Source organism: Cellulomonas sp. PS-H5 (assembly GCF_019265565.1).
In the GTDB taxonomy this organism is placed as follows: Bacteria; Actinomycetota; Actinomycetes; order Actinomycetales; family Cellulomonadaceae; genus Cellulomonas.
This window is the reverse complement of the sequence record NZ_JAHVCI010000037.1, coordinates 11,922-31,172: the sequence shown is the minus strand read 5'-3', so window position 1 is coordinate 31,172 and position 19,251 is coordinate 11,922. Positions and strand designations below refer to the sequence as shown.

Genomic DNA, 19,251 nt, shown 5'->3' with positions numbered 1-19,251 from the left:
CCGTCGCGCCCGCCCCGCCCGCGGGGCGCCCGCCCGTCAGGCCGGGGGGTCCGCCCGGAACCGGCGCAGGAGGCTCTGCGCCGCCTCCGCCACGAGCCCGTGGTCGTGCGTCACCGCGAACGCGAACTCCCGCTCGTCGTCCTCGGGCGACCCCACGGGCGCGCCGAGGGCCGCCGAGTGCCGGGACCGCGGCCCGTCGATCTCGCGCCCGACGAGCGCCACCGACTCGTGCGCCCCCAGGACCACCACCGCCCACTCCTGGGCGAGCGGCTCGGCGGGGTCGAGCGACGCCCACCGCACGTCGGCCGGCAGCGCGGCCGGGCGGCCGGTGCCGAGCGCCCCGACGAACGGCAGCGCCCCGGCGAGCCGCTCGTAGCGCCGCGCGGACCGGCCGGTGAAGAACCGCTCGTCCTGGAACGCGCCGAGCACCACCGGGGGGACCCGGTGCGCGACGGCCGCGGCCTCGAGGGTGCGGGACAGCGGGAGCAGGAGGCGCTTGGGCGCCAGGCGGACGGCCCGGCGCGTCCCGATGACCTCGAACGGCGTGGCGGCGCCCCCGAGCGGCGCGTGGGGGCGCGGGAGCCGCCCCGCGTGCCGCTCGCCGGCGGGCAGCGTCCGCTGCGGCCGCCCGAGGAACCAGCCCTGGCCGAGGTCGGCGCCGAGCACGAGCGCCCGTGTCAGGTCGTCCTGGGTCTCGATGCCCTCGGCGACGACCCGGGCACCGGTCGCCTCGGCGCGTGCCCGGACCGCGCCGGCGACCGTGATGGTCTCGGGGTCCTCGAGCGTGCGGAGCAGCTGCAGGTCGAGCTTGATGATCTCGGGCGCGAGCAGCGGGATGAACGCGAGCGACTCCGGGACCGCCCCGACGTCGTCGAGGGCGATGGCGCACCCGGCCGCGCGCAGCCGGGCCGCCGCGTCGAGCATCCCGGCCGGGTCGAGGGCGAGCGCGCGCTCGGTGATCTCGACGACCACGCGCACCTGCGGGCCGCGCCGCGCGAGCGTCTCGAGCACGAGCGGCAGGTGCCGGGACAGCGTCCGGGGCTCGATGTTGAGGAACAGGGTGTGGGAGGCCCCGCCCGCCGCCGCCTCGGCGTCCGCGAGCGCGCGCGACATCGCCGCCCGCTCCAGCTCGCCGAGGAGGCCGGCCTGCTCCGCCGCGTCCAGCACCTCCAGCGGCGACCGCCAGCCGGAGTCCGCGGGCGTCCGCAGCAGCGCCTCGCGGCCGAGCACCTCGCCCGTCGCGAGCTCGACGACCGGCTGGTACGCGCAGTGCACCCCGCCGGTGCGGAGCAGCTCCGGCACGGGCAGCCGGCCGGGGTGCTCCGGAGCGGACAGGAGGGTCACCTCGTCCTGATCGGCAGGCGCGCACCGATGTTGAAGGTCCTGGTCGTCGGCGTGTGCGGCGCGGCGCGCGGCGCCGGCTCGGGCTAGCGTGGCCGCGGGCTCGAGGAGACGGGGGCGGCGTGGCACGACACCAGCAGGACCGGAGGGTGGGGGACCACCTGGTCGACCGGGGCCTGGTCGGCAAGGCCACGCTCGACGCCGCGGAGCGGGTCGCCGCGGAGTCCGGCGCCTACATCGGCCAGGTGCTGATCGCGATCGGCGCGATCGACTCGGAGTCCCTGACCCGCGCGCTCGCCGACCTGTGGGGCCTGCCCTACGTCGTGCCGACCCGGATCACGGAGGCGCTCGACGCGCAGGGCGCCGACGTCGGCCGGGTGCTCGCGGAGCAGTGGCTGCCGCTGGAGCGGCGCGGCGACGGCACCCTCGTGGTCGCGGTGGTCGACGAGCCGACGCCCGAGCGCCGCGCCGCGATCGAGGGCGCGCTGGGGGAGGAGCCGTTCCTCGTGCTCGCCGACCGGTGGGACTTCCAGCAGGCCGTCCTCGACCGCTACGGGCCGGACCTGCGCGAGCGCGCGAGCCTCGGGCTGTGGGGCCGCTCGCCGGCGCAGTCCGCCCGGACCGTCCTCGTGCCGTGGCAGCGGGTCGCGCTGGTCGTCGCGCTCGTCCTCGTCGTGCTCGCGGCGGTCGCGGACCCGCGCGCGGTCGTCGTCACGCTGTCGGTCGTGGTGGGGCTGGCGTTCCTGGTGGGGACGGGGTTCAAGTTCTGGGCGTCGCTGCGCGGTGCGCGGATGGAGCACGTGACGCGCACCGACCCCGCCGAGCTGGCCGCCCTCCCCGACCACGAGCTGCCGCGGTACACGGTCCTGGTGCCCGTGTACAAGGAGGCGAACATCGTCGCCAACCTCATCGGCAACCTCGGCGCGCTGGACTACCCGGCGCACCTGCTCGAGGTGCTGATCCTGGTCGAGGAGGACGACACCGAGACCCGCGCCGCCGCGGAGGCCGCGCACCCGCCGGCGCACTTCCGGTTCATCACCGTCCCGGCCGGCGCCCCGCAGACCAAGCCCAAGGCGTGCAACGTCGGCCTGGAGTTCGCGACCGGCGAGTACCTCGTGATCTACGACGCCGAGGACAAGCCCGAGCCCGACCAGCTCAAGAAGGCCGTGCTCGCGTTCCGGCAGGCGGGGGAGGAGCTGGTCTGCGTGCAGGCCGCGCTCAACTACTTCAACGCCGACGAGAACCCGCTGACCCGGATGTTCACGCTGGAGTACTCGTTCTGGTTCGACTACATGCTGCCCGGGCTGGAGTACGGGAAGCTCGCGATCCCGCTCGGCGGCACGTCGAACCACTTCCGGGTCAGCGGCCTGCGCCGGCTCGGCGGCTGGGACCCGTACAACGTCACCGAGGACGCGGACCTGGGTATCCGGGCGTCGGCCGAGGGGATGCGGGTCGGGGTCATCGACTCGACCACGTACGAGGAGGCCAACACCTCCTACCCGAACTTCGTGCGGCAGCGCTCCCGGTGGATCAAGGGCTACATGCAGACGACGCTCGTGCACCTGCGGCAGCCGTTCCGGCTGGTGAAGGTGGCCGGTCTCCGGCAGACGCTGTCGTTCCTGTTCCTCGTTGGCGGCACGCCCGCGACCTTCCTCGCGGTGCCGCTGCTGTACGCGGTGTTCCTCGCGTCGCTGCTCCTCGACCCGCACCAGCTGGCGTTCCTGTTCCCCGGGTGGGTGCTCTGGCTCTCGCTGTTCAACCTGGGCGTCGGCAGCGCGCTCATGATCTACGTCTCGATGATGGGCGCCTTCAAGCGCCGCCGGTACGGCCTCGTGCTCTGGGGCCTGGCGAACCCGGCGTACTGGCTGCTGCACTCCGTCGCCGCGTACAAGGCGCTCTGGCAGCTCATCACGAAGCCGCACTACTGGGAGAAGACCGCACATGGCCTCACTGGCGTCGCCGCTGCCGCGCACGTCCCCGCGTCGGTACGCGGCTGACACCTGGCCGGTCCGCCCCGCCGCCCGCTGGGGGCTGCGGGTCGCCCTGGCGCTGCCGTTCGTCGCGGTCGCGCTCCTCTCCCGGGCCGCCGGCTGGGTGCCCGCGGCGAACGAGGCGCTGGCCGACCGGGGCGCGCTCGTGCAGTGGGGCGACAGCGGGCTGTCCTGGATCGCGAGCGTGTTCCCGCCGCTGTCGGCCGCGGTGTCCGCCCTGCTCGGCGGCAGCACCCTGGCGATGAGCCTGCTCGCCGCCGCCGTGCTCGGCTTCACGCTGCAGCGGCTCGCGGCGGTGCTCGTCCGCGAGGGCCTCGGCCCGTGGGCGACCGCGGCCGTCCTCGGGACCCTGGTGCTGACCCCGCCCCTGTACTACCTGGCGTCGAACGACCTGGTGTCGCTCCTGGGCGTCGCGCTGCTCGTGCTCGCGCTGGACGGCATCGGCGCGTTCGTCGAGCAGCGCTCGACCGAGGCGGGCTTCCGCGCGGGCCTCGCGCTCGGCGTCGCCGTCATGCTCGACCCGGGCGCGTGGCTGTACGCGCTCACGCTCGCCGCCGTCGCCCCGTTCTTCGCGCGGCGCGCCGGCCGGTCGGGGCGGCGGGCGAACGAGGCGACCGTCGCGGTGCTGCTGTTCCCCGCCGTCGCCGCGGTCGCGTTCTGGCTGTACGCGTCGTGGTGGTTCTCGTCCGACCCGCTCGGGGGCATGGAGGCGGCGACGCCCGCCGGCTGGCTCCCGGGCGGCGCGGGCGCCTCGGCGGCGGAGGCGCTGCGGCAGATCGCCCTCGCGCTGCTCGCCGCGCCGCTGGTCCTGGTCGCGTCCACCGTGCGCGCGGTCCGGGACCCGTGGTCGCTCATCGCGCCGGGCATCGCCGTCGTCGGGCTGTACCTGTCGCTGTGGCTCGGGCTGCGCGAGGCCGCGGGCCAGACGTGGATCGTGCTGACCGCGCTGTACGTGCTGCTGCTCGCGCCGCGGAACCCCGGTCCGCGGCGGCGGGTCGCGATCGTGGTGGCGTCCGTCGCGCAGGTCGCGATCGGCTGGCTCGTCGTGCTGACGTCGGGCGGGACGCTCGGGGTGTGGGCGCGGGCGGTGCTGGGGGGCTGACCCCGCGCCGCCCGGGCTGGTGGCCGCCGCCGCGACGCGGTACAACCGAGGCATGACGACCCGCCCCCGTGACCTCACCTCCGAGACCGCCGCGAACCACCGCGCCGAGGCCCTGCCGTCCGAGGCCGAGCTCCGCGCCACCGACGTCCGCTCGGGCGGAGACCCGGCCCGTGCGCCGCGCACCCTGCGGGACAGCGAGCTCCTCCCCGACGACGAGGCGATCGCGGCGTCGGACGACTGGGACGACCCCGAGCGGCTCTGACCCCGCCCGCGCAGCACGAGGCCCCGGCCACCCTCGGGTGACCGGGGCCTCGGCGCTCCGGAGGTCGCGGGCGTGGGCCGCGCGACCGGCGCGCCGTCAGACGGAGGACGGGTCCTTCGCCGCGGCGCCGGCCTCGGCGGCCGACTCCTGCTCGCCCTCAGCGTCCGCGGTGCTGAGCTCGCCGCCCGCGTTCTCCAGGTGCGCCCGGACGAACCAGTGGAACAGCTCGAGCTCGTGCAGGTGGCCGACCAGCAGGTCGTTCGTCACGGTGTCGAGGTCCTCGGTCGCGGCCGCCGCCTCGCGGTGGTCGGTGACGACGCCGACGTAGACCTCGTCGAGCGCGCCCAGGTGCTCGATCGCGCCTGCGCGGCCGATCGAGTAGTCGTCCCAGCTGCGGTCCTGCACCAGCGCGCCGGGGGTGCCCACGGGGGCGACGCCGAGGGTCGCGATGCGCTCGGCGATCGCGTCCACCATGGCGCGGACGGCGTCGACCTGCGGGTCGATCATCTCGTGCACCGCGATGAAGTGCGGTCCGGTGACGTTCCAGTGGATGTGCTTGAGCGTGAGCGCCAGGTCGTTCAGCGCGTTGAGGCGCTGCTGGAGGATCGCGGCGATCGTGCGGCCGTCCTCGACGCTCAGCGACGGGACGGTGTACTTCGGCAGCTCCGTGCGGCGAACCATCAGTCTCCTCCTTGCGGTCCTCGGCGCCCGACGGCGCCGGCTGGCACCCACGCTGCCCCAACCTCCGGGGTCGCGCAATCGCAGGTGGGACGGGTGCGGGCGGCCGCGGTCGACCCGGTGCGGGCGCGCGGGCTCACGCCTCCCAGGGGTCGGGCGCGGTGTCGTCCCGCCGCCCGCGGAGCACCGGCTGCCGCAGCCGCCCGGACGGCGTCCGGGTGAGGTAGCGGACGTCCAGCAGCACCTCGGGCTCGACCCAGACCGTGCCGCGGGCGTCGACGGGCTCCAGCCGCTCCGCGAATGGCGACGTCGCCCGCTCGAGCGGCCGCAGGGCCGCGGTCAGGTCCCGGGCCAGCGCCCCGGCCAGGCCGCTGCCGGCGCGGCACAGGAAGCGCAGGCCGCCGGCCGCGTCGGGGGCGCCGAGCAGCACCGCCCCCATCCGGCCGCTCCCGGTCGTCTCGGGGCGCCAGCCGCCGACCAGCGCCGTGCGGGTGGTGTGGTGCACCGCCTTGAGCCAGTCCCCGGACCGCCGGCCGGGCTGGTAGGTCGAGGTGGCGCGCTTGGCCACCACGCCCTCCAGGCCCTGCGCGCGGGTCGCGGACCAGATCACGTCGCCGTCGGAGTACACCGGCGACAGCTGGACGTGCTCGGGCAGCGGCACCGACTCGAGGGCGGCGCGCCGCTCGTCGAACGGCCGGCGGGTGAGGTCCTCGCCCGCCAGGACCGGCACGTCGAACACGAGGTAGCTCACGGGCACCCGGCGGGCGAGGGCGGCGGCGCGGGCGGGGTCCCGGACGTGCATCCGCTCCGCCAGGGCCGGGAACGACGGCACCCCGTCCCGCATCGCGACCACCTCGCCGTCGAGCACGGTGCCCGGCGGCAGGCCCGCCAGCCCCGCGAGCTCGGGGTACGCGGGCGCGGCGTCCCGGCCGTTGCGGCCGAGCATCCGGAGGCGGTCTCCCGTGGTGTCGGCGAGGATGCGGACACCGTCCCACTTCACCTCGAACCGCCAGCCCGGACCTGCGGGCAGGCGGCCCGGGACGGGGACAGGGGTGGCGAGCATGGGCTGCACGGGTCCATCCTGCCCACAGCACGCGGAGTCGTCGCGGGGGAGTGCTCCGCGCCGGGGAGGGTGGTCACGATGCGCGCGATCTGGAAGGGCGCCGTCGCGTTCGGGCTGGTCAACGTGCCGGTCAAGCTCTACGCGGCCACGGGGGAGCACGAGGTGCCGCTGCACCAGGTGCACAAGAAGGACGGCGGCCGGATCCGGTACCGCAAGGTGTGCTCGATCGAGGACGAGCCGGTCGAGTACAGCGAGATCGCCAAGGGCTACGAGACCGACGACGGGCAGCTCGTGGTCCTCACCGACGAGGACCTCGACCAGCTGCCGCTCGCCACCGAGCGCGAGATCGAGGTCATCGAGTTCGTGCCCGCCGACCAGGTGGACCCGATCCTGCTCGCCAAGACCTACTACCTGGAGCCGGACCGCACGGCCGCGAAGCCGTACGCGCTGCTCCGCGAGGCGCTGACGAGCACCGACCGGATGGCCGTGGTCAAGGTCGCCCTGCGGCAGCGCGAGTCGATGGCGGTGCTGCGCGTGCGGGACGACGTCATCTGCCTCCAGACGCTGCTCTGGCCGGACGAGGTGCGCGAGGCGGACTTCCCGATCCTCGACCAGGACGTCACGGTCCGGCCGCAGGAGCTCGCGATGGCGTCGTCGCTCGTGGAGTCCCTGGCCGGCGACTTCGACCCGTCGGGCTTCGAGGACCGGTACCGCGCCGCGCTGGAGCAGGTGATCGAGGCGAAGGTGTCCTCGGGGCGCACGCAGGCGGTGCCGCAGGCCGAGGAGGTCGGCGAGGGCGGCCAGCCCGCGGGCGAGGTCGTCGACCTGCTGGCGGCGCTGCAGCGCAGCGTGGAGAAGGCGCGCGGCGGGGGCGGCGCGTCGGGGAAGGACGCGGAGCCGCCCGCGGCGGAGGAGAAGGCCAAGAAGAAGGCGCCGGCCCGGAAGTCGTCCTCCCGCGCGAAGGCGGCGGCCGCCGACGACGCCGAGGAGAAGCCCGCCCGGAAGTCGACGTCGACCGGCTCGCGCGCCAAGAAGGCCGACGACGAGAAGCCGGCCGAGGACAAGGCGGCCGACGAGAAGCCCGCGCGCACCCGGCGCAAGCGGGCGTCCTGACGCGTGGCGAGCGCACCCGGGGACGCCGCGTCCGTGCACGAGGCCGTCGTGGCCGCCCTCCGGCGCGCCGCGTTCCTGCTCGAGCGCGGCGGCGCGACGTCGTACCGCGCCGACGCCTTCCGGGCGGCCGTCCGCTCGCTCGAGCGCACCGGCCCCGACGAGGTCCGGGCGCGGCTCGCGGCGGGCACGCTGACCGACCTGCCGGGCGTGGGCGCCCGCACCGCCGAGGTGGCCGCGGACGCCGCGGCGGGCGGGCCGGTGCCGTACCTGCTGGACCTGGAGCAGAGGTACCCGGCCGCGGAGGCCACGGGTGACGGCGCCGCGCTCCGGGCGGCGCTGCGCGGCGACCTGCACGCGCACACCGAGGCGAGCGACGGCTCGACCACCGCGCAGGAGATGGTCCTGGCCGCGATGGAGCTCGGGCACGAGTACCTCGCGATCACGGACCACTCGCCGCGGCTCACCGTGGCCAACGGCCTGTCCCCGGCGCGGCTGCGGGCGCAGATCGAGCAGATCGAGGCGCTGAACCGGGCGATCGCGCCGTTCCGGGTGCTCACGGGCATCGAGGTCGACGTCCTCGACGACGGGTCGATCGACCAGGAGCCCGAGCTGCTGGACCGGCTCGACGTCGTCGTCGCGTCCGTGCACTCCAAGCTCCGGATGGACTCCGCCGCGATGACCCGGCGGATGCGCGCGGCCGTCGCGAACCCGCGGGTCGACGTGCTCGGCCACTGCACCGGGCGGCAGCTCACCGGGAAGCGGCAGCGCCCGCCGAGCGAGTTCGACGCGGCCGCGGTGTTCGCCGACTGCGCCGAGCACGGGGTGGCCGTCGAGGTGAACTGCCGGCCCGACCGGCTGGACCCGCCGCACGCGCTGCTCGACGTCGCGGTCGACGCCGGTTGCCTGTTCACGGTCGACACGGACGCGCACGCGCCGGGGCAGCTGTCCTGGCAGCCGGTGGGCTGCGACCGCGCCGCCGCGCACGGCATCGGGGCCGACCGGGTGCTCGACGCGTGGCCCCTCGACCGCCTCCTGGAGCACCTCGCGGGCCGGAGGGTCGCTGCCTGAGCGACACACCGCCCGCGTGGCGATGCGCGGAAGCGCCCTGCCTGCCGTTATGGTCGTCCGCGTCGGTCCGCCGGAAGCTGACGCCCCACGCAGGCGCCGAGCGGCCCGCGCACCCAGTTCGAACACATAGGAGCACATCCGTGAGCGTGAACCGCACCGAGCTCGTCCAGGCCATCGCCGCCAAGGCCGGGCTCACCAACACCGCCGCCGACGCGGCCCTCAAGGCCTTCCAGGAGGTCCTGGTCGAGCAGCTCAGCGCCGGCGAGTCCGTGACCATCCCGGGTCTGCTCGCGGTGTCCCGTGCCGACCGTGCCGCGCGCACCGGCATCAACCCGCAGACCGGCGAGAAGCTGGACATCCCGGCCGGCTTCCGCGTGAAGCTGACCGCCGGCAGCGCCCTCAAGCGCGCCGTCGCCAACTGAGCGACCCCGCACCACCGCACGCGAGCCGGGGACCCGTCGGGTCCCCGGCTCGCGGCGCGCCCGGGAACGGATCACGTGCCCGCCGGCGTTGAGTAGCATGGTCGGCCGTCCCGCCGAGGGACGCCCGGAGGAGGGAGCACGCACCGATGGCCGTCACGCAGCGCACCACGAAGCAGCGCACCGAGATCCTGGGGCTGCTCGACGACCTCGACGAGTTCCGCTCCGCCCAGCAGCTGCACGACCTGCTGCGGTCCCAGGGCTCCACCACGGGGCTCGCGACCGTGTACCGGGCCGTCCAGACGCTCGCCGACGCCGGCGAGGTCGACGTGCTGCGGTCGCCCGACGGGGAGGCGGTCTACCGCCGGTGCGTGCGGCGCAGCCACCACCACCACCTGGTCTGCCGGTCGTGCGGCAAGGCGGTCGAGATCGACGGCCCCGGGGCCGAGGCGTGGGCCGAGCAGGTGGGCGCCGCGCACGACTTCTCCGACGTCGAGCACACCATCGAGCTGCTCGGCACCTGCGCCGAATGCCGCGCGCGGCACGCGGCCGAGGCGGCGGCGACGCGCTGACCGGCGCACCTCCCCGCGTGGGGAGGATGGGCGGGTGGACAGACTGCACGACCCCGCCCGGCACGACTTCGCCTCCGACAACTACGCGGGGGTGCACCCCGAGGTCCTCGCGGCCCTCGCCGCCGCCAACGACGGGCACGTCCCCGGCTACGGCGCCGACCCGTACACCGAGCACCTCCAGGACGTGCTCCGCGGCCACTTCGGCGCCGACGCGACCGCGTACCCGGTGTTCAACGGCACCGGCGCGAACGTGGTGGCGCTCCAGACGATGCTGCCCCGCTGGGGCGCCGTCATCTGCGCCGAGACGGCCCACATCAACACGGACGAGAACGCCGCCCCCGAGCGCGTCGGCGGCATCAAGCTGCTGACCGTGCCGACCCCCGACGGCAAGCTCACCCCGGAGCTCGTCGACCGGCACGCGCACGGCTTCGGCGACCAGCACCGCGCCCAGCCCGGCGTCGTCTCCATCACCCAGGCGACCGAGCTCGGCACCGTCTACACGCCCGACGAGATCCTCGCGATCACCACGCACGCGCACGCCCTCGGCCTGCGGGTGCACCTGGACGGCTCCCGGCTCGGCAACGCGGCCGCGGCGCTCGACCTGCCGATGCGCGCCCTGACCACCGACGTCGGCGTCGACGTCGTGTCCCTCGGCGGCACCAAGAACGGCATCCTGTTCGGCGAGGCGGTCCTCGAGCTGACCCCGGGGTCGACGCCGGGCATCGCGTTCCAGCGCAAGGTCGACATGCAGCTCGCGTCCAAGATGCGGTTCGTGTCGGCGCAGCTGATCGCCCTGTACGAGGGCGACCTGTGGGCGCGGTCCGCGCGGCACGCCAACGCGATGGCGCAGCGGCTGCGGGCCGGCGTCGAGGCGGTGCCGGGCGTGCGCGTCACCCAGGCGACCGACGCGAACGCCGTGTTCGCCGCGCTCCCGGCCGGGGTGGCGGACGCGCTCCGCGAGGTGCGACGGTTCTACGACTGGAACCGCGCCACCGGCGAGGTGCGCTGGATGTGCGCGTTCGACACCACCGAGGCGGACGTCGACGCGTTCGTCGCGGCGGTCGGCCGCGCGGCAACCGCGGCGGCCTGACCCGCGCGTCCCGCGCCGCCGTCCGCGCTCGAGGCCGCCCGCGCCCGCGCCGAGATAGGACGTGCGCGCCGAGATAGGACCGCAGACGGCCCTATCTCGCGGGGACGGTCCTATCTCGGCGCTGGGGCGCGAGTGGGGTCGGGTGTCCGGCGGGCGCGACACACGGAAGGGGCCCGGCACCGTGGTCGGTGCCGGGCCCCTTCGCGCGTCGGGCGCGCCTCAGGGGCGCGCCGCGGGTCAGCGCGGGGTGGTCGCGCGGCGCGGCCGCGCGTCCCGGCCGCCGAAGTCCCGGCCGCCGTCGCGCGAGCCGTAGCCCTCGCCGCGGGAGCCGTAGCCGCCCTCGCGGGCGCCGTCCCGGCCGGTGCGCGGGCCGTGGTGCGCCGGGCCGCGGGAGGCGCCGCGGTCGGGGCGACCCGCGCCGCGCGGGCCCTCGTCCACGCGGATCCGCAGCGGGCGGCCGGCGACCCGGGCGCGGCCGATGCGGTCGAAGGCCTCGGGGGACAGGCCCGCGGGGATCTCGACGAGCGAGAAGGTGGAGAAGATGTCGATCTTCCCGAGGTCCTTGCCGGTCAGGCCGCCCTCGTTCGTCAGCGCGCCGACGATGCCGCCGGGCTGCACGCCGTCCTTCGAGCCGACCGCGAGGCGGTAGCGCGGGCCACCGCTGCTCGGGCGGGCCGCGCTGCGCGGGCGGCCGCCCTCGGCGCCGTCGCGGCGCGGGCCGCGCTCGGGCGCGAGGTGCGCGCGGGACAGCGCGTCGTCGAGGTCGTCGCCCTCGGTCGGACGCGGTGCCGGGCCCTCGTCGCCGACGGCCAGGGCGGCGAGCACGGCGACCAGCTCGGCGGCGTCCGTCTCCGGGTGCGCGGCCAGGAACTCCGCGGCCGCGGTGCGGTACAGGTCCAGGCGGCCGACCTCGCGGCGGGCGGGGACCCGGCCGAGCAGCGCGGCGACGCGGTGCGCCGACACGTCCGCCGGCGACGGGATCTGGATCTGCTCGAGCTGCTGGCGGGTGGTCCGCTCGATCGCCCGGAGCTTGCCGTTCTCGTTCGGGGTGACGAAGGTGAGCGCCTCGCCGGTGCGGCCCGCGCGGCCGGTGCGGCCGATGCGGTGCACGTAGGCCTCGGGCTCGCCCGGGACGTCGAAGTTCACGACGAGCCCGATGCGGTCGATGTCGAGGCCGCGCGCCGCGACGTCGGTGGCCACGAGGACGTTGATCGCGCCGGAGCGGACGCGCTCGACGATCTTCTCCCGGTCGCCCTGCGCCACGTCGCCGGAGATGTAGGCGGCGGCGACGCCGCGCTCGACGAGCGAGACGGCGACGTCCTCGGCGGCGCTGCGGGTGCGGACGAACACGATCGCCGCGTCGGCGTCGGACACCGCGAGCACGCGGGCGAGCGCGCCGGCCTTGTGCCGGAACGGGACGACGGCGTAGGTCTGCCGGACGCTCGACACCGTGGACGACTGGCGGGCGACGGTGATCTCGACCGGGTCGGTGAGGTGCTGCGCGGCGACGCGGCGGATGGCCGGCGGCATGGTCGCGGAGAACAGCGCCACCTGCTTGGAGGCGGGCGTCGCGGAGGCGATGCGGTCGACGTCGTCGACGAAGCCCATCCGCAGCATCTCGTCGGCCTCGTCGAGCGCGAGGAACCGCACCGCGTCGAGCTTCAGGGAGCCGCGGTCGAGGTGGTCGATGACGCGGCCGGGCGTGCCGACGACGACCTGGGCGCCGCCGCGCAGGGCGCGCTGCTGGGGCAGGTACGGCGAGCCGCCGTAGACCGGGACGACCTCGAGCCCCGGCATCTTCGAGGCGAAGGACTCCAGCGCCTCGGCGACCTGCATGGCGAGCTCGCGCGTCGGGGCGAGGACGATCGCCTGCACCTCGCGGAGCTCCGGGTCGACGGCGGCGAGCAGCGGCAGGCCGAACGCGGCGGTCTTGCCGGTGCCGGTCTGGGCGACGCCGGTGATGTCGCGGCCCGACAGCAGGGCCGGGATGGCCTCCGCCTGGATCGCGGTCGGGGTCGTGAAGCCGAGCTCCAGGACGGCCTCGCGCAGCGGCGCGGGCAGGTCGAGGTCGGCGAAGGTGGGGCCGGTCGCGACGGTCTCGTCGGACGCGGGCAGGGCAGGGTCGAGCAGGGACGTCAAGGCAGCACCGTTTCGTGTCGCTGGGGGGAGCTGTGCGCCGCCCGGGTTCCGGTCGGCCACGCGGTCGCACTCCCACACCCACACATCACGAGGCCGCCACGTCAGGAGAGGGGGGCCTCGGCACGCACATCACGGGACACTGCGACTGACTCCGAGTGCCACCAGTCTACCGGCCCGGACCGCCGGACGCGGGGGAGGGCGGCGGTGACCTCGGGCACAGCGCCGTCCGGCGCGGCGCGACTGCTCAGCCCAGCCCGAGCCGCCGGCCCTCGATCGCCGGGCAGGTGTCCATCACGACGTCGAGCCCCGCCGCCGCGGCCCGTTCCGCCGCCGCCTCGTCGACCACGCCGAGCTGCAGCCACACCGCCCGCGCCCCGACGGCGATCGCCTGGTCGACGACGTCGCCCGCCAGCCCGGAGTTCACGAACACGTCCACCACGTCGACCGGCCCGCCGACCTCCGCCACGGCCCGCACCCCGGGGGCGCCGTGCACCGTCTCCGCCCGCGGGTGCACGGGGACGATCGTCTGCCCGAGGTCCTGCAGGTAGGCCGCCACCCCGTACGCCGCGCGCGCCCGGTTGGTGGACAGCCCGACGACCGCCCAGGTGCCGGGCGTCCGGAGCAGGCGGTCGATGACGGCGGGGTCGTTGACGTGGGCCATGCGGCCAGCGAACCACGGCCGGACGACGCCCGCGCGGGACCCGACGCGGCCGGGGCGCCGAGGTGGCCGGAGAGCGGTCCCCACCTGCGTAGGATGAGCGGCGTCGATCAGGGCGTACGAGGCGGGAGAGCTGTGGCGGAGCGGGACGTGGTGAGCGACCGCGTCCTCACCGTGCCGAACGTGATCAGCCTGATCCGGCTGCTGATGGTGCCGGTGTTCGCGGTGCTGATCGTCGCCGGGCACGACGGCTGGGCCCTCGGGGTCCTCGCGGTGTCCGGCGCCAGCGACTGGCTCGACGGCGTGCTGGCGCGGCGCCTCGGGCAGGTGTCGCGGCTCGGCCAGGTCCTCGACCCGGCGGCGGACCGGCTCTTCATCTTCGTCACGCTGCTCGGCCTCGCGGCCCGCGGCGTCGTGCCGTGGTGGCTCGTCGTCGTGCTGCTGGCCCGCGAGGCGATGCTGGTGGTCATGCTGGTGGTGCTGGCCCGGCACGGCTACGGGCCGCTCCAGGTGCACCTGGCCGGGAAGGCCGGCACGTTCGCCCTGCTGTACGCCTTCCCGCTGCTGCTGCTCGCGCACTGGGGCGGCATCGTGGGCGACCTGGCGTCCGTGCTCGGCTGGGCCTGCGCGTGGTGGGGCGTCGCCCTGTACTGGTTCGCCGGCCTGCTGTACGTGCGGCAGGCGTGGCAGCTCGTCGGCCGGCGCGGCGGCGCGGACGCGGGTGAGGCCCGCACGGTGGCCGTGTGACGGACCCCCGCCCGGGGGACCGAGCCGGCCGCGACCCCGCGGGGGGCCCGGTGCGGCGTCGCCTCGACGCCTCGATGTCGCTGCTGACCGAGGTCACCCAGCACCCGCTCGACCCCGAGTACCGCGAGGCGGCCGAACGGCGCGCGGCGGCCGGCAAGCCGCGGCGCCGGGGCGGGCGCGGCACCGTCGCGGTGGCCGTGCTCGCGGTCGCGCTGGGCGCGGCCACGACCTGGTCCGTGCTCGCGCTGCGGGCCCCGCAGCCGTCCGCGATCGCCGCGCGCGAGGTGCTGGCCGGGCAGATCACCGAGCGCAGCGCCGAGCTCGACCGGCTGCGGGACCGCAGCGCGGCGCTGTCGGACGAGATCGCCGCGCTCCAGGAGCAGGCGCTGTCCGGCGCGGACTCGCCGCTCCTCGACCAGCTCGCCGTCGACTCCGTCGCGTCCGGCGCGACGGCCGTCACCGGGGACGGGCTGCGGATCACGCTGCAGGACGCCGACGCGGACGACGACGACCCGAACGGGCGGGTCCGCGACTCCGACCTGCAGCTCGTGGTCAACGGGCTGTGGGCCTCGGGCGCGGAGGCGATCGCGGTGAACGGCGAGCGGCTGGGCCCCACGACGGCGATCCGCACGGCCGGCGACGCGATCCTGGTCGACGTCGTGCCGCTGGTGGGGCCGTACGCGATCGAGGCGATCGGCGACCCGCAGGGGATGCAGACCGGCCTGACCCGCACGTCGGGCGGCCAGCTGCTCGCCGTCCTGCAGTCGACGTACGGCATCCCGACCCGCGTGTCGTCGCAGCGGGACCTGCACCTGCCCGCGGCCGGCACCGTGACGCTGCGGTCGGCCGAGCTGCCCGAGGGTGTGCCGGTCCTGCCCGGCACGACGCCGGGTCCCGCGGGTTCGACCGCGCCGTCGGGCACACTGTCCGGGGACGAGAGCGAGGGGGACTGAGTTGATCGCGGTGATCGGCCTGATCGTCGGCGTGGTGGCGGGCCTGGTGCTCGAACCCACGGTGCCGGCGGCGCTGCAGCCCTACCTGCCGATCGCGGTGGTGGCGGCCCTCGACGCGCTGTTCGGCGGGTTCCGGGCGGTCCTCGACGGGCTGTTCGACGACCGGGTGTTCCTGGTGTCGTTCCTGTCGAACGTCGTCGTGGCCGCGCTGATCGTGTTCCTGGGCGACCAGCTCGGCGTCGGCTCGCAGCTGTCGACCGGCGTCGTCGTCGTGCTCGGCATCCGGATCTTCTCCAACGTGGCCGCGATCCGGCGGCACCTGTTCAAGGCGTGACCGTGCCCGAGGACCCCGCGCAGCCCGCCCGGCCCGAGCCCGCCGCCGCGGCCGGGCCCCGACCCGTGCGCGGCTGGCGGGCGCTCGGCCGAGCCCTGCGTCCCCGGGCCACCCGCGCCCAGGCCCTCACCGGCGTCCTGTGCGTGCTGCTCGGCTTCGCGATCGCCGTGCAGGTGCGCCAGACCGATACCGAGAGCCTCACGGTCATGCGGGAGTCCGAGCTGGTGTCGCTCCTCGACCAGACGACGCGCCAGGCCGACGACCTCCAGCAGCAGGTGGCCGAGCTCGAGCGCACCCGCACCGAGCTGCAGTCCGCGGGCTCGAGCCGCGCGGCGGCGCTGGAGGCGGCGACCCGCAGCGCGGCCGCGCAGGGCATCCTGTCGGGCCGGCTGCCGGCCGAGGGGCCCGGGATCACGGTGACGGTGTCCGACCCGACCCGGTCGGTGTCCGCGCTGACGCTGCTGAACCTGCTCGAGGAGCTGCGCAACTCCGGCGCCGAGGCGGTCCAGCTGAACGACCAGCGCCTGACCGCGTCGTCCTACGTGCTCGGGACGGACGACGGGATCGAGGTCGACGGGAAGCCGGTCGCGCCGCCGTACCGGTGGGTCGCGATCGGCGACCCCGGCACGATGTCGACCGCCCTCGCGATCCCCGGCGGCGCGGTCGCCAAGGTGCAGATCGACGGCGGCACCGCGACGGTGTCGACCGAGGACCACGTCGAGGTCACGGCGACCCGGGACGTGCCGGACCCGCAGTACGCCGAGCCCGAGACGTCCGGCGGCGGGTGACACCACCCCGGCGCGGGCGACACCCGGTCGGCGGGGTGTGCTCAGGTCCTCCGGGCGCTTAGGCTGTCGGGGACCCCGGTGCAGGTCGGGGGCGCGCGTCAGCAGGTCTGGGAGGGTGTCATGAGCGACGAGCAGCAGGTGCCGGGCGGCGAGCCGCGTCCGGCCGCGCCCGACGGGGCGCCCATCTCGGCGGCTCCCGACACCACGATCAGCTTCGGCTCGCTGGGCGCGCTGGACGTCGAGCCGGCGGGCCCCGTCGGCCTCACCGCGGAGCAGGCGGCCGCCGTCCAGGCGCTGCCGCGCACCTCGGCCCTGCTCGTGATGCAGCGCGGCCCGAGCTCCGGCGCGCGGTTCCTGCTCGACGCCGAGCGCACGGTCGCGGGCCGCAGCCCGAACGCGGACATCTTCCTCGACGACGTCACCGTGTCCCGCAAGCACGCCGAGTTCGTGCGCGAGCTCGACGACTTCGTCGTCCGCGACGTCGGCTCCCTCAACGGCACGTACGTGAACCGGGAGCGGATCGACTCCGCGGTGCTCCGCGCCGGCGACGAGGTGCAGATCGGCAAGTTCCGGATGACCTTCCACCCGAGCCCCGCCGCGCGGCCCGGCGCCCAGCCCGCCGGCCCCGCGCAGTGAGCCCCGCCCGGTCCGCCCGGCACGCGGACGCGGGCCCGGACGACGGCGTCGCCGCCGCGGGTCCCGCCGCGCCCGACGCCGCGGCGCAGCAGGGCGGCGACACGCCCGGTCCCTGGCCGCGCGGGCTGTCCCGCGAGGCGAGCATGCGGATCTCCGACGTTCTGGCCGCGCTGCGCATCGAGTTCCCCGCGGTCACGAACTCCAAGCTCCGGTTCCTCGAGGAGCAGGGCCTCGTCGAGCCGGTCCGCACGCCGGCGGGCTACCGGCAGTACAGCCCGGCGGACCTCGAGCGGCTCCGGTACGTGCTGCGCGAGCAGCGGGACCGCTACGTGCCGCTCAAGGTGATCGGCGAGCGGCTGGCCGCGCTCGACGCGGGCGACGAGTCCGAGCCGGTCTCGCTCGTGGTGACCGAGGACGGCGTGCCGCGCTCGGGCGCCGCCGACGCCCGGTACACCACCGCCGCGCTGGCCCGGGAGGCGAGGGTCGAGGAGCAGCTGGTCGCCGACCTGGTCCAGGCCGGGGTGCTGCGCCCGTCGGCGTCGGGCCATCTGGACGCGTGGGCCAAGGAGGTCGTGCTGGCCGCGGCCGCGCTCGCCGAGCACGGGCTGGAGGCCCGGCACCTGCGCGCGTTCCGCAGCGCGGCCGACCGGCAGCTCGACATGGTCGAGGCGGTGGTCGCCCCCTGGCGCGGGCAGACGTCGGCGTCGGCGCGGGGGCGCGCGAGCACGGTGGCCGCCGAGGTGGGCGAGCTCTGCGCCCGCCTGAACACGGCGCTGGTGCGCGCGGGCGTCGCCGACCTGGCTCCCTGAGCCGCCCGGTCCGCGCGCCCGGTGCGCTCTCCGACCGCGCGTCGTAGCGTGGACGCATGCACGAGGACGACCTGGTCCAGCTCGAGGTGCTCGGCGTGCGTCGTCACCCGGGCGACGACGAGCTCGTCGTGCTGCTGCTCGAGCCCGTGGGGGAGCTGATCGTGCCCATCGCGATCGGTCCGACCGAGGCGGGCGCGATCGCGACCGCGCAGGCCGGTGTCGTGCCGCCGCGGCCGATGACGCACGACCTGCTCCGGGACGTGCTCATCGCCCTCGACACCCGCGTGGTGCAGGTGGAGATCACCGAGCTGGTCGGCGGCGTGTTCCACGCGGCGCTGGTGCTGGGGGAGCAGCGGGTCCGCGTCGACGCCCGCGCCTCGGACGCGATCGCGCTGGCGGTGCGGGTGGGCTGCCCGGTGCTGTGCGCGACCGACGTGCTCGCGGAGGTCGGCGTCGAGGCCGCGCCGGTGTCCCCGGAGGAGGCGGACGAGGCGACCGCGAGCACCACCCCGGACGAGCAGGTGGCGCAGTTCCGGGAGTTCCTCGACCACGTCTCGCCCGACGACTTCGAGCGCGGCGAGCCGGGCGGGAAGGACCGAGGTTCAACCTCAGGTGGAGGGTAAGACACGCCGTGCGCGACACGCCGAGAGCCGCGGGCGTGGCGGTCGTTGACCGCCCCCGGCGGCGGCCCTAGCGTTGCACCCAGAACAGCACAGCACTGCATCTCCCGACACGCCGCCCCGGCGCGCGGGCGCGACGAGTGGAGGACCCCGTGACCGGCACCGAGCAGACAGCGGAGGCGGCGGGCGCCGTCCCGCAGCGGGCGCAGGGACTCCTGTTCGGCGACGACCTCCCGGACCTCGACACCACCACCGGGTACCGCGGCCCGACCGCCTGCCGCGCGGCCGGCATCACCTACCGGCAGCTCGACTACTGGGCCCGCACCGGCCTGGTCGAGCCGTCCGTCCGCCCGGCCACCGGGTCCGGCACGCAGCGGCTCTACTCGTTCCGCGACATCCTCGTGCTCAAGGTCGTCAAGCGGCTGCTGGACACCGGCGTCTCGCTGCAGCAGATCCGCGCGGCGGTCGGCCACCTGCGCGAGCGCGGCGTCGACGACCTGGCCCAGATCACCCTCATGTCCGACGGCGCGAGCGTCTACGAGTGCACCTCCGCCGACGAGGTCATCGACCTGGTCCAGGGCGGTCAGGGCGTGTTCGGCATCGCGGTCGGCCGGGTGTGGCGCGAGGTCGAGGGCACGCTCGCCGAGCTGCCGACCGAGCGCGCCGAGGACGAGGGCGTCGCCGCCCACGCGCACGACGAGCTCGCCGAGCGCCGCCGCGCCCGCAACGCCGGCTGAGCCCCGCACGACACCGGGACGGCCCGGACCCCACGGGGGTCCGGGCCGTCCTGCGTCACCGGGGGCCTCGAGTGGGGTCGAGTGGAGCGTTCTGCCCGACACGCCGGCGCGTGTCGGGCAGAACGCTCCAC

The 19,251-nt window shown here is 76.0% G+C and carries 21 protein-coding genes; 16 read left to right on the top strand and 5 right to left on the bottom strand.

The annotated features are described in order from the left end of the window. Positions 1-36 precede the first annotated feature (36 nt). Complete coding sequence (locus J5O08_RS14035; protein WP_218707495.1) at positions 37-1,344, bottom strand: EAL domain-containing protein; 1,308 nt, start codon at positions 1,342-1,344, stop codon at positions 37-39. A 119-nt stretch (positions 1,345-1,463) separates the two neighbouring features. On the opposite strand from J5O08_RS14035, the gene J5O08_RS14030 reads away from it, so the two are divergent. Genes J5O08_RS14030 through J5O08_RS14020 form a run of 3 tightly spaced genes read left to right on the top strand, consistent with a single transcriptional unit; the run spans position 1,464 to position 4,696 of the window. Beyond that, on the top strand, positions 1,464-3,338 hold the full coding sequence (locus J5O08_RS14030; RefSeq protein ID WP_308281623.1) for a glycosyltransferase: 1,875 nt from the start codon (positions 1,464-1,466) through the stop codon (positions 3,336-3,338). Next, complete coding sequence (locus J5O08_RS14025) at positions 3,283-4,434, top strand: hypothetical protein (protein ID WP_218707494.1); 1,152 nt, start codon at positions 3,283-3,285, stop codon at positions 4,432-4,434. The genes J5O08_RS14030 and J5O08_RS14025 overlap by 56 nt, the downstream gene beginning before the upstream one ends. A 52-nt stretch (positions 4,435-4,486) precedes the next feature. After that, positions 4,487-4,696 (top strand): hypothetical protein, encoded by a 210-nt coding sequence (locus J5O08_RS14020; RefSeq protein ID WP_217615647.1) that lies wholly within the window; start codon positions 4,487-4,489, stop codon positions 4,694-4,696. Positions 4,697-4,792: 96 nt separating this feature from the next. Here J5O08_RS14020 and J5O08_RS14015 read toward each other — a convergent pair whose 3' ends face one another. Continuing rightward, complete coding sequence (locus tag J5O08_RS14015; protein ID WP_218707492.1) at positions 4,793-5,377, bottom strand: Dps family protein; 585 nt, start codon at positions 5,375-5,377, stop codon at positions 4,793-4,795. Between the two features lie 133 nt (positions 5,378-5,510). Beyond that, entirely contained in the window at positions 5,511-6,437 is a 927-nt protein-coding gene (locus J5O08_RS14010; RefSeq protein WP_255589863.1) for a DNA ligase, read from the bottom strand. A 78-nt stretch (positions 6,438-6,515) separates the two neighbouring features. On the opposite strand from J5O08_RS14010, the gene J5O08_RS14005 reads away from it, so the two are divergent. From J5O08_RS14005 to J5O08_RS13985, 5 genes are all read left to right on the top strand, one after another. Continuing rightward, entirely contained in the window at positions 6,516-7,550 is a 1,035-nt protein-coding gene (locus J5O08_RS14005; protein WP_218707488.1) for a Ku protein, read from the top strand. 3 nt (positions 7,551-7,553) lie between these two features. Continuing rightward, positions 7,554-8,618 (top strand): PHP domain-containing protein, encoded by a 1,065-nt coding sequence (locus J5O08_RS14000; RefSeq protein WP_308281622.1) that lies wholly within the window; start codon positions 7,554-7,556, stop codon positions 8,616-8,618. Between the two features lie 140 nt (positions 8,619-8,758). Next, the gene (locus J5O08_RS13995) at positions 8,759-9,040 is read left to right on the top strand and encodes an HU family DNA-binding protein (protein ID WP_147796772.1); all 282 of its coding nucleotides are present in this window, start codon (positions 8,759-8,761) and stop codon (positions 9,038-9,040) included. A 146-nt stretch (positions 9,041-9,186) separates the two neighbouring features. After that, positions 9,187-9,609, top strand: coding sequence for a Fur family transcriptional regulator (locus J5O08_RS13990; RefSeq protein WP_217615651.1), 423 nt, complete (start codon positions 9,187-9,189; stop codon positions 9,607-9,609). A 34-nt stretch (positions 9,610-9,643) separates the two neighbouring features. Further along, on the top strand, positions 9,644-10,699 hold the full coding sequence (locus J5O08_RS13985) for a low specificity L-threonine aldolase (protein WP_218707487.1): 1,056 nt from the start codon (positions 9,644-9,646) through the stop codon (positions 10,697-10,699). 237 nt (positions 10,700-10,936) lie between these two features. Here J5O08_RS13985 and J5O08_RS13980 read toward each other — a convergent pair whose 3' ends face one another. Further along, the gene (locus J5O08_RS13980) at positions 10,937-12,838 is read right to left on the bottom strand and encodes a DEAD/DEAH box helicase (RefSeq protein ID WP_255589845.1); all 1,902 of its coding nucleotides are present in this window, start codon (positions 12,836-12,838) and stop codon (positions 10,937-10,939) included. Between the two features lie 244 nt (positions 12,839-13,082). Beyond that, on the bottom strand, positions 13,083-13,499 hold the full coding sequence (locus J5O08_RS13975; RefSeq protein WP_218707486.1) for a CoA-binding protein: 417 nt from the start codon (positions 13,497-13,499) through the stop codon (positions 13,083-13,085). A 93-nt stretch (positions 13,500-13,592) separates the two neighbouring features. On the opposite strand from J5O08_RS13975, the gene J5O08_RS13970 reads away from it, so the two are divergent. The 8 genes from J5O08_RS13970 to J5O08_RS13935 all read left to right on the top strand — a co-directional run bounded on the left by J5O08_RS13970 (position 13,593) and on the right by J5O08_RS13935 (position 19,120). Then, positions 13,593-14,243, top strand: a complete 651-nt coding sequence (locus J5O08_RS13970; protein WP_147796768.1) for a CDP-alcohol phosphatidyltransferase family protein — start codon at positions 13,593-13,595, stop codon at positions 14,241-14,243. A gap of 50 nt (positions 14,244-14,293) precedes the next feature. After that, positions 14,294-15,196: a DUF881 domain-containing protein gene (locus tag J5O08_RS13965; RefSeq protein WP_308281621.1), complete on the top strand. Its 903-nt coding sequence runs from the start codon at positions 14,294-14,296 to the stop codon at positions 15,194-15,196. A gap of 1 nt (position 15,197) precedes the next feature. Beyond that, positions 15,198-15,530, top strand: a complete 333-nt coding sequence (locus J5O08_RS13960) for a small basic family protein (protein ID WP_147796766.1) — start codon at positions 15,198-15,200, stop codon at positions 15,528-15,530. A gap of 2 nt (positions 15,531-15,532) precedes the next feature. Beyond that, positions 15,533-16,318 carry a DUF881 domain-containing protein gene (locus tag J5O08_RS13955; RefSeq protein WP_218707485.1) on the top strand — a complete coding sequence of 262 codons (786 nt, stop codon included), beginning with the start codon at positions 15,533-15,535 and terminating at the stop codon, positions 16,316-16,318. A 120-nt stretch (positions 16,319-16,438) separates the two neighbouring features. Next, positions 16,439-16,954, top strand: coding sequence for an FHA domain-containing protein (locus tag J5O08_RS13950; protein ID WP_218707484.1), 516 nt, complete (start codon positions 16,439-16,441; stop codon positions 16,952-16,954). Then, entirely contained in the window at positions 16,951-17,763 is an 813-nt protein-coding gene (locus J5O08_RS13945; RefSeq protein WP_308281620.1) for a MerR family transcriptional regulator, read from the top strand. Before J5O08_RS13950 ends, J5O08_RS13945 begins: the two co-directional genes overlap by 4 nt. 56 nt (positions 17,764-17,819) lie before the next feature. Continuing rightward, on the top strand, positions 17,820-18,386 hold the full coding sequence (locus J5O08_RS13940) for a bifunctional nuclease family protein (RefSeq protein ID WP_218707483.1): 567 nt from the start codon (positions 17,820-17,822) through the stop codon (positions 18,384-18,386). A 149-nt stretch (positions 18,387-18,535) separates the two neighbouring features. Then, complete coding sequence (locus J5O08_RS13935; RefSeq protein WP_217615657.1) at positions 18,536-19,120, top strand: MerR family transcriptional regulator; 585 nt, start codon at positions 18,536-18,538, stop codon at positions 19,118-19,120. The last annotated feature ends 131 nt before the right edge of the window (positions 19,121-19,251 follow it).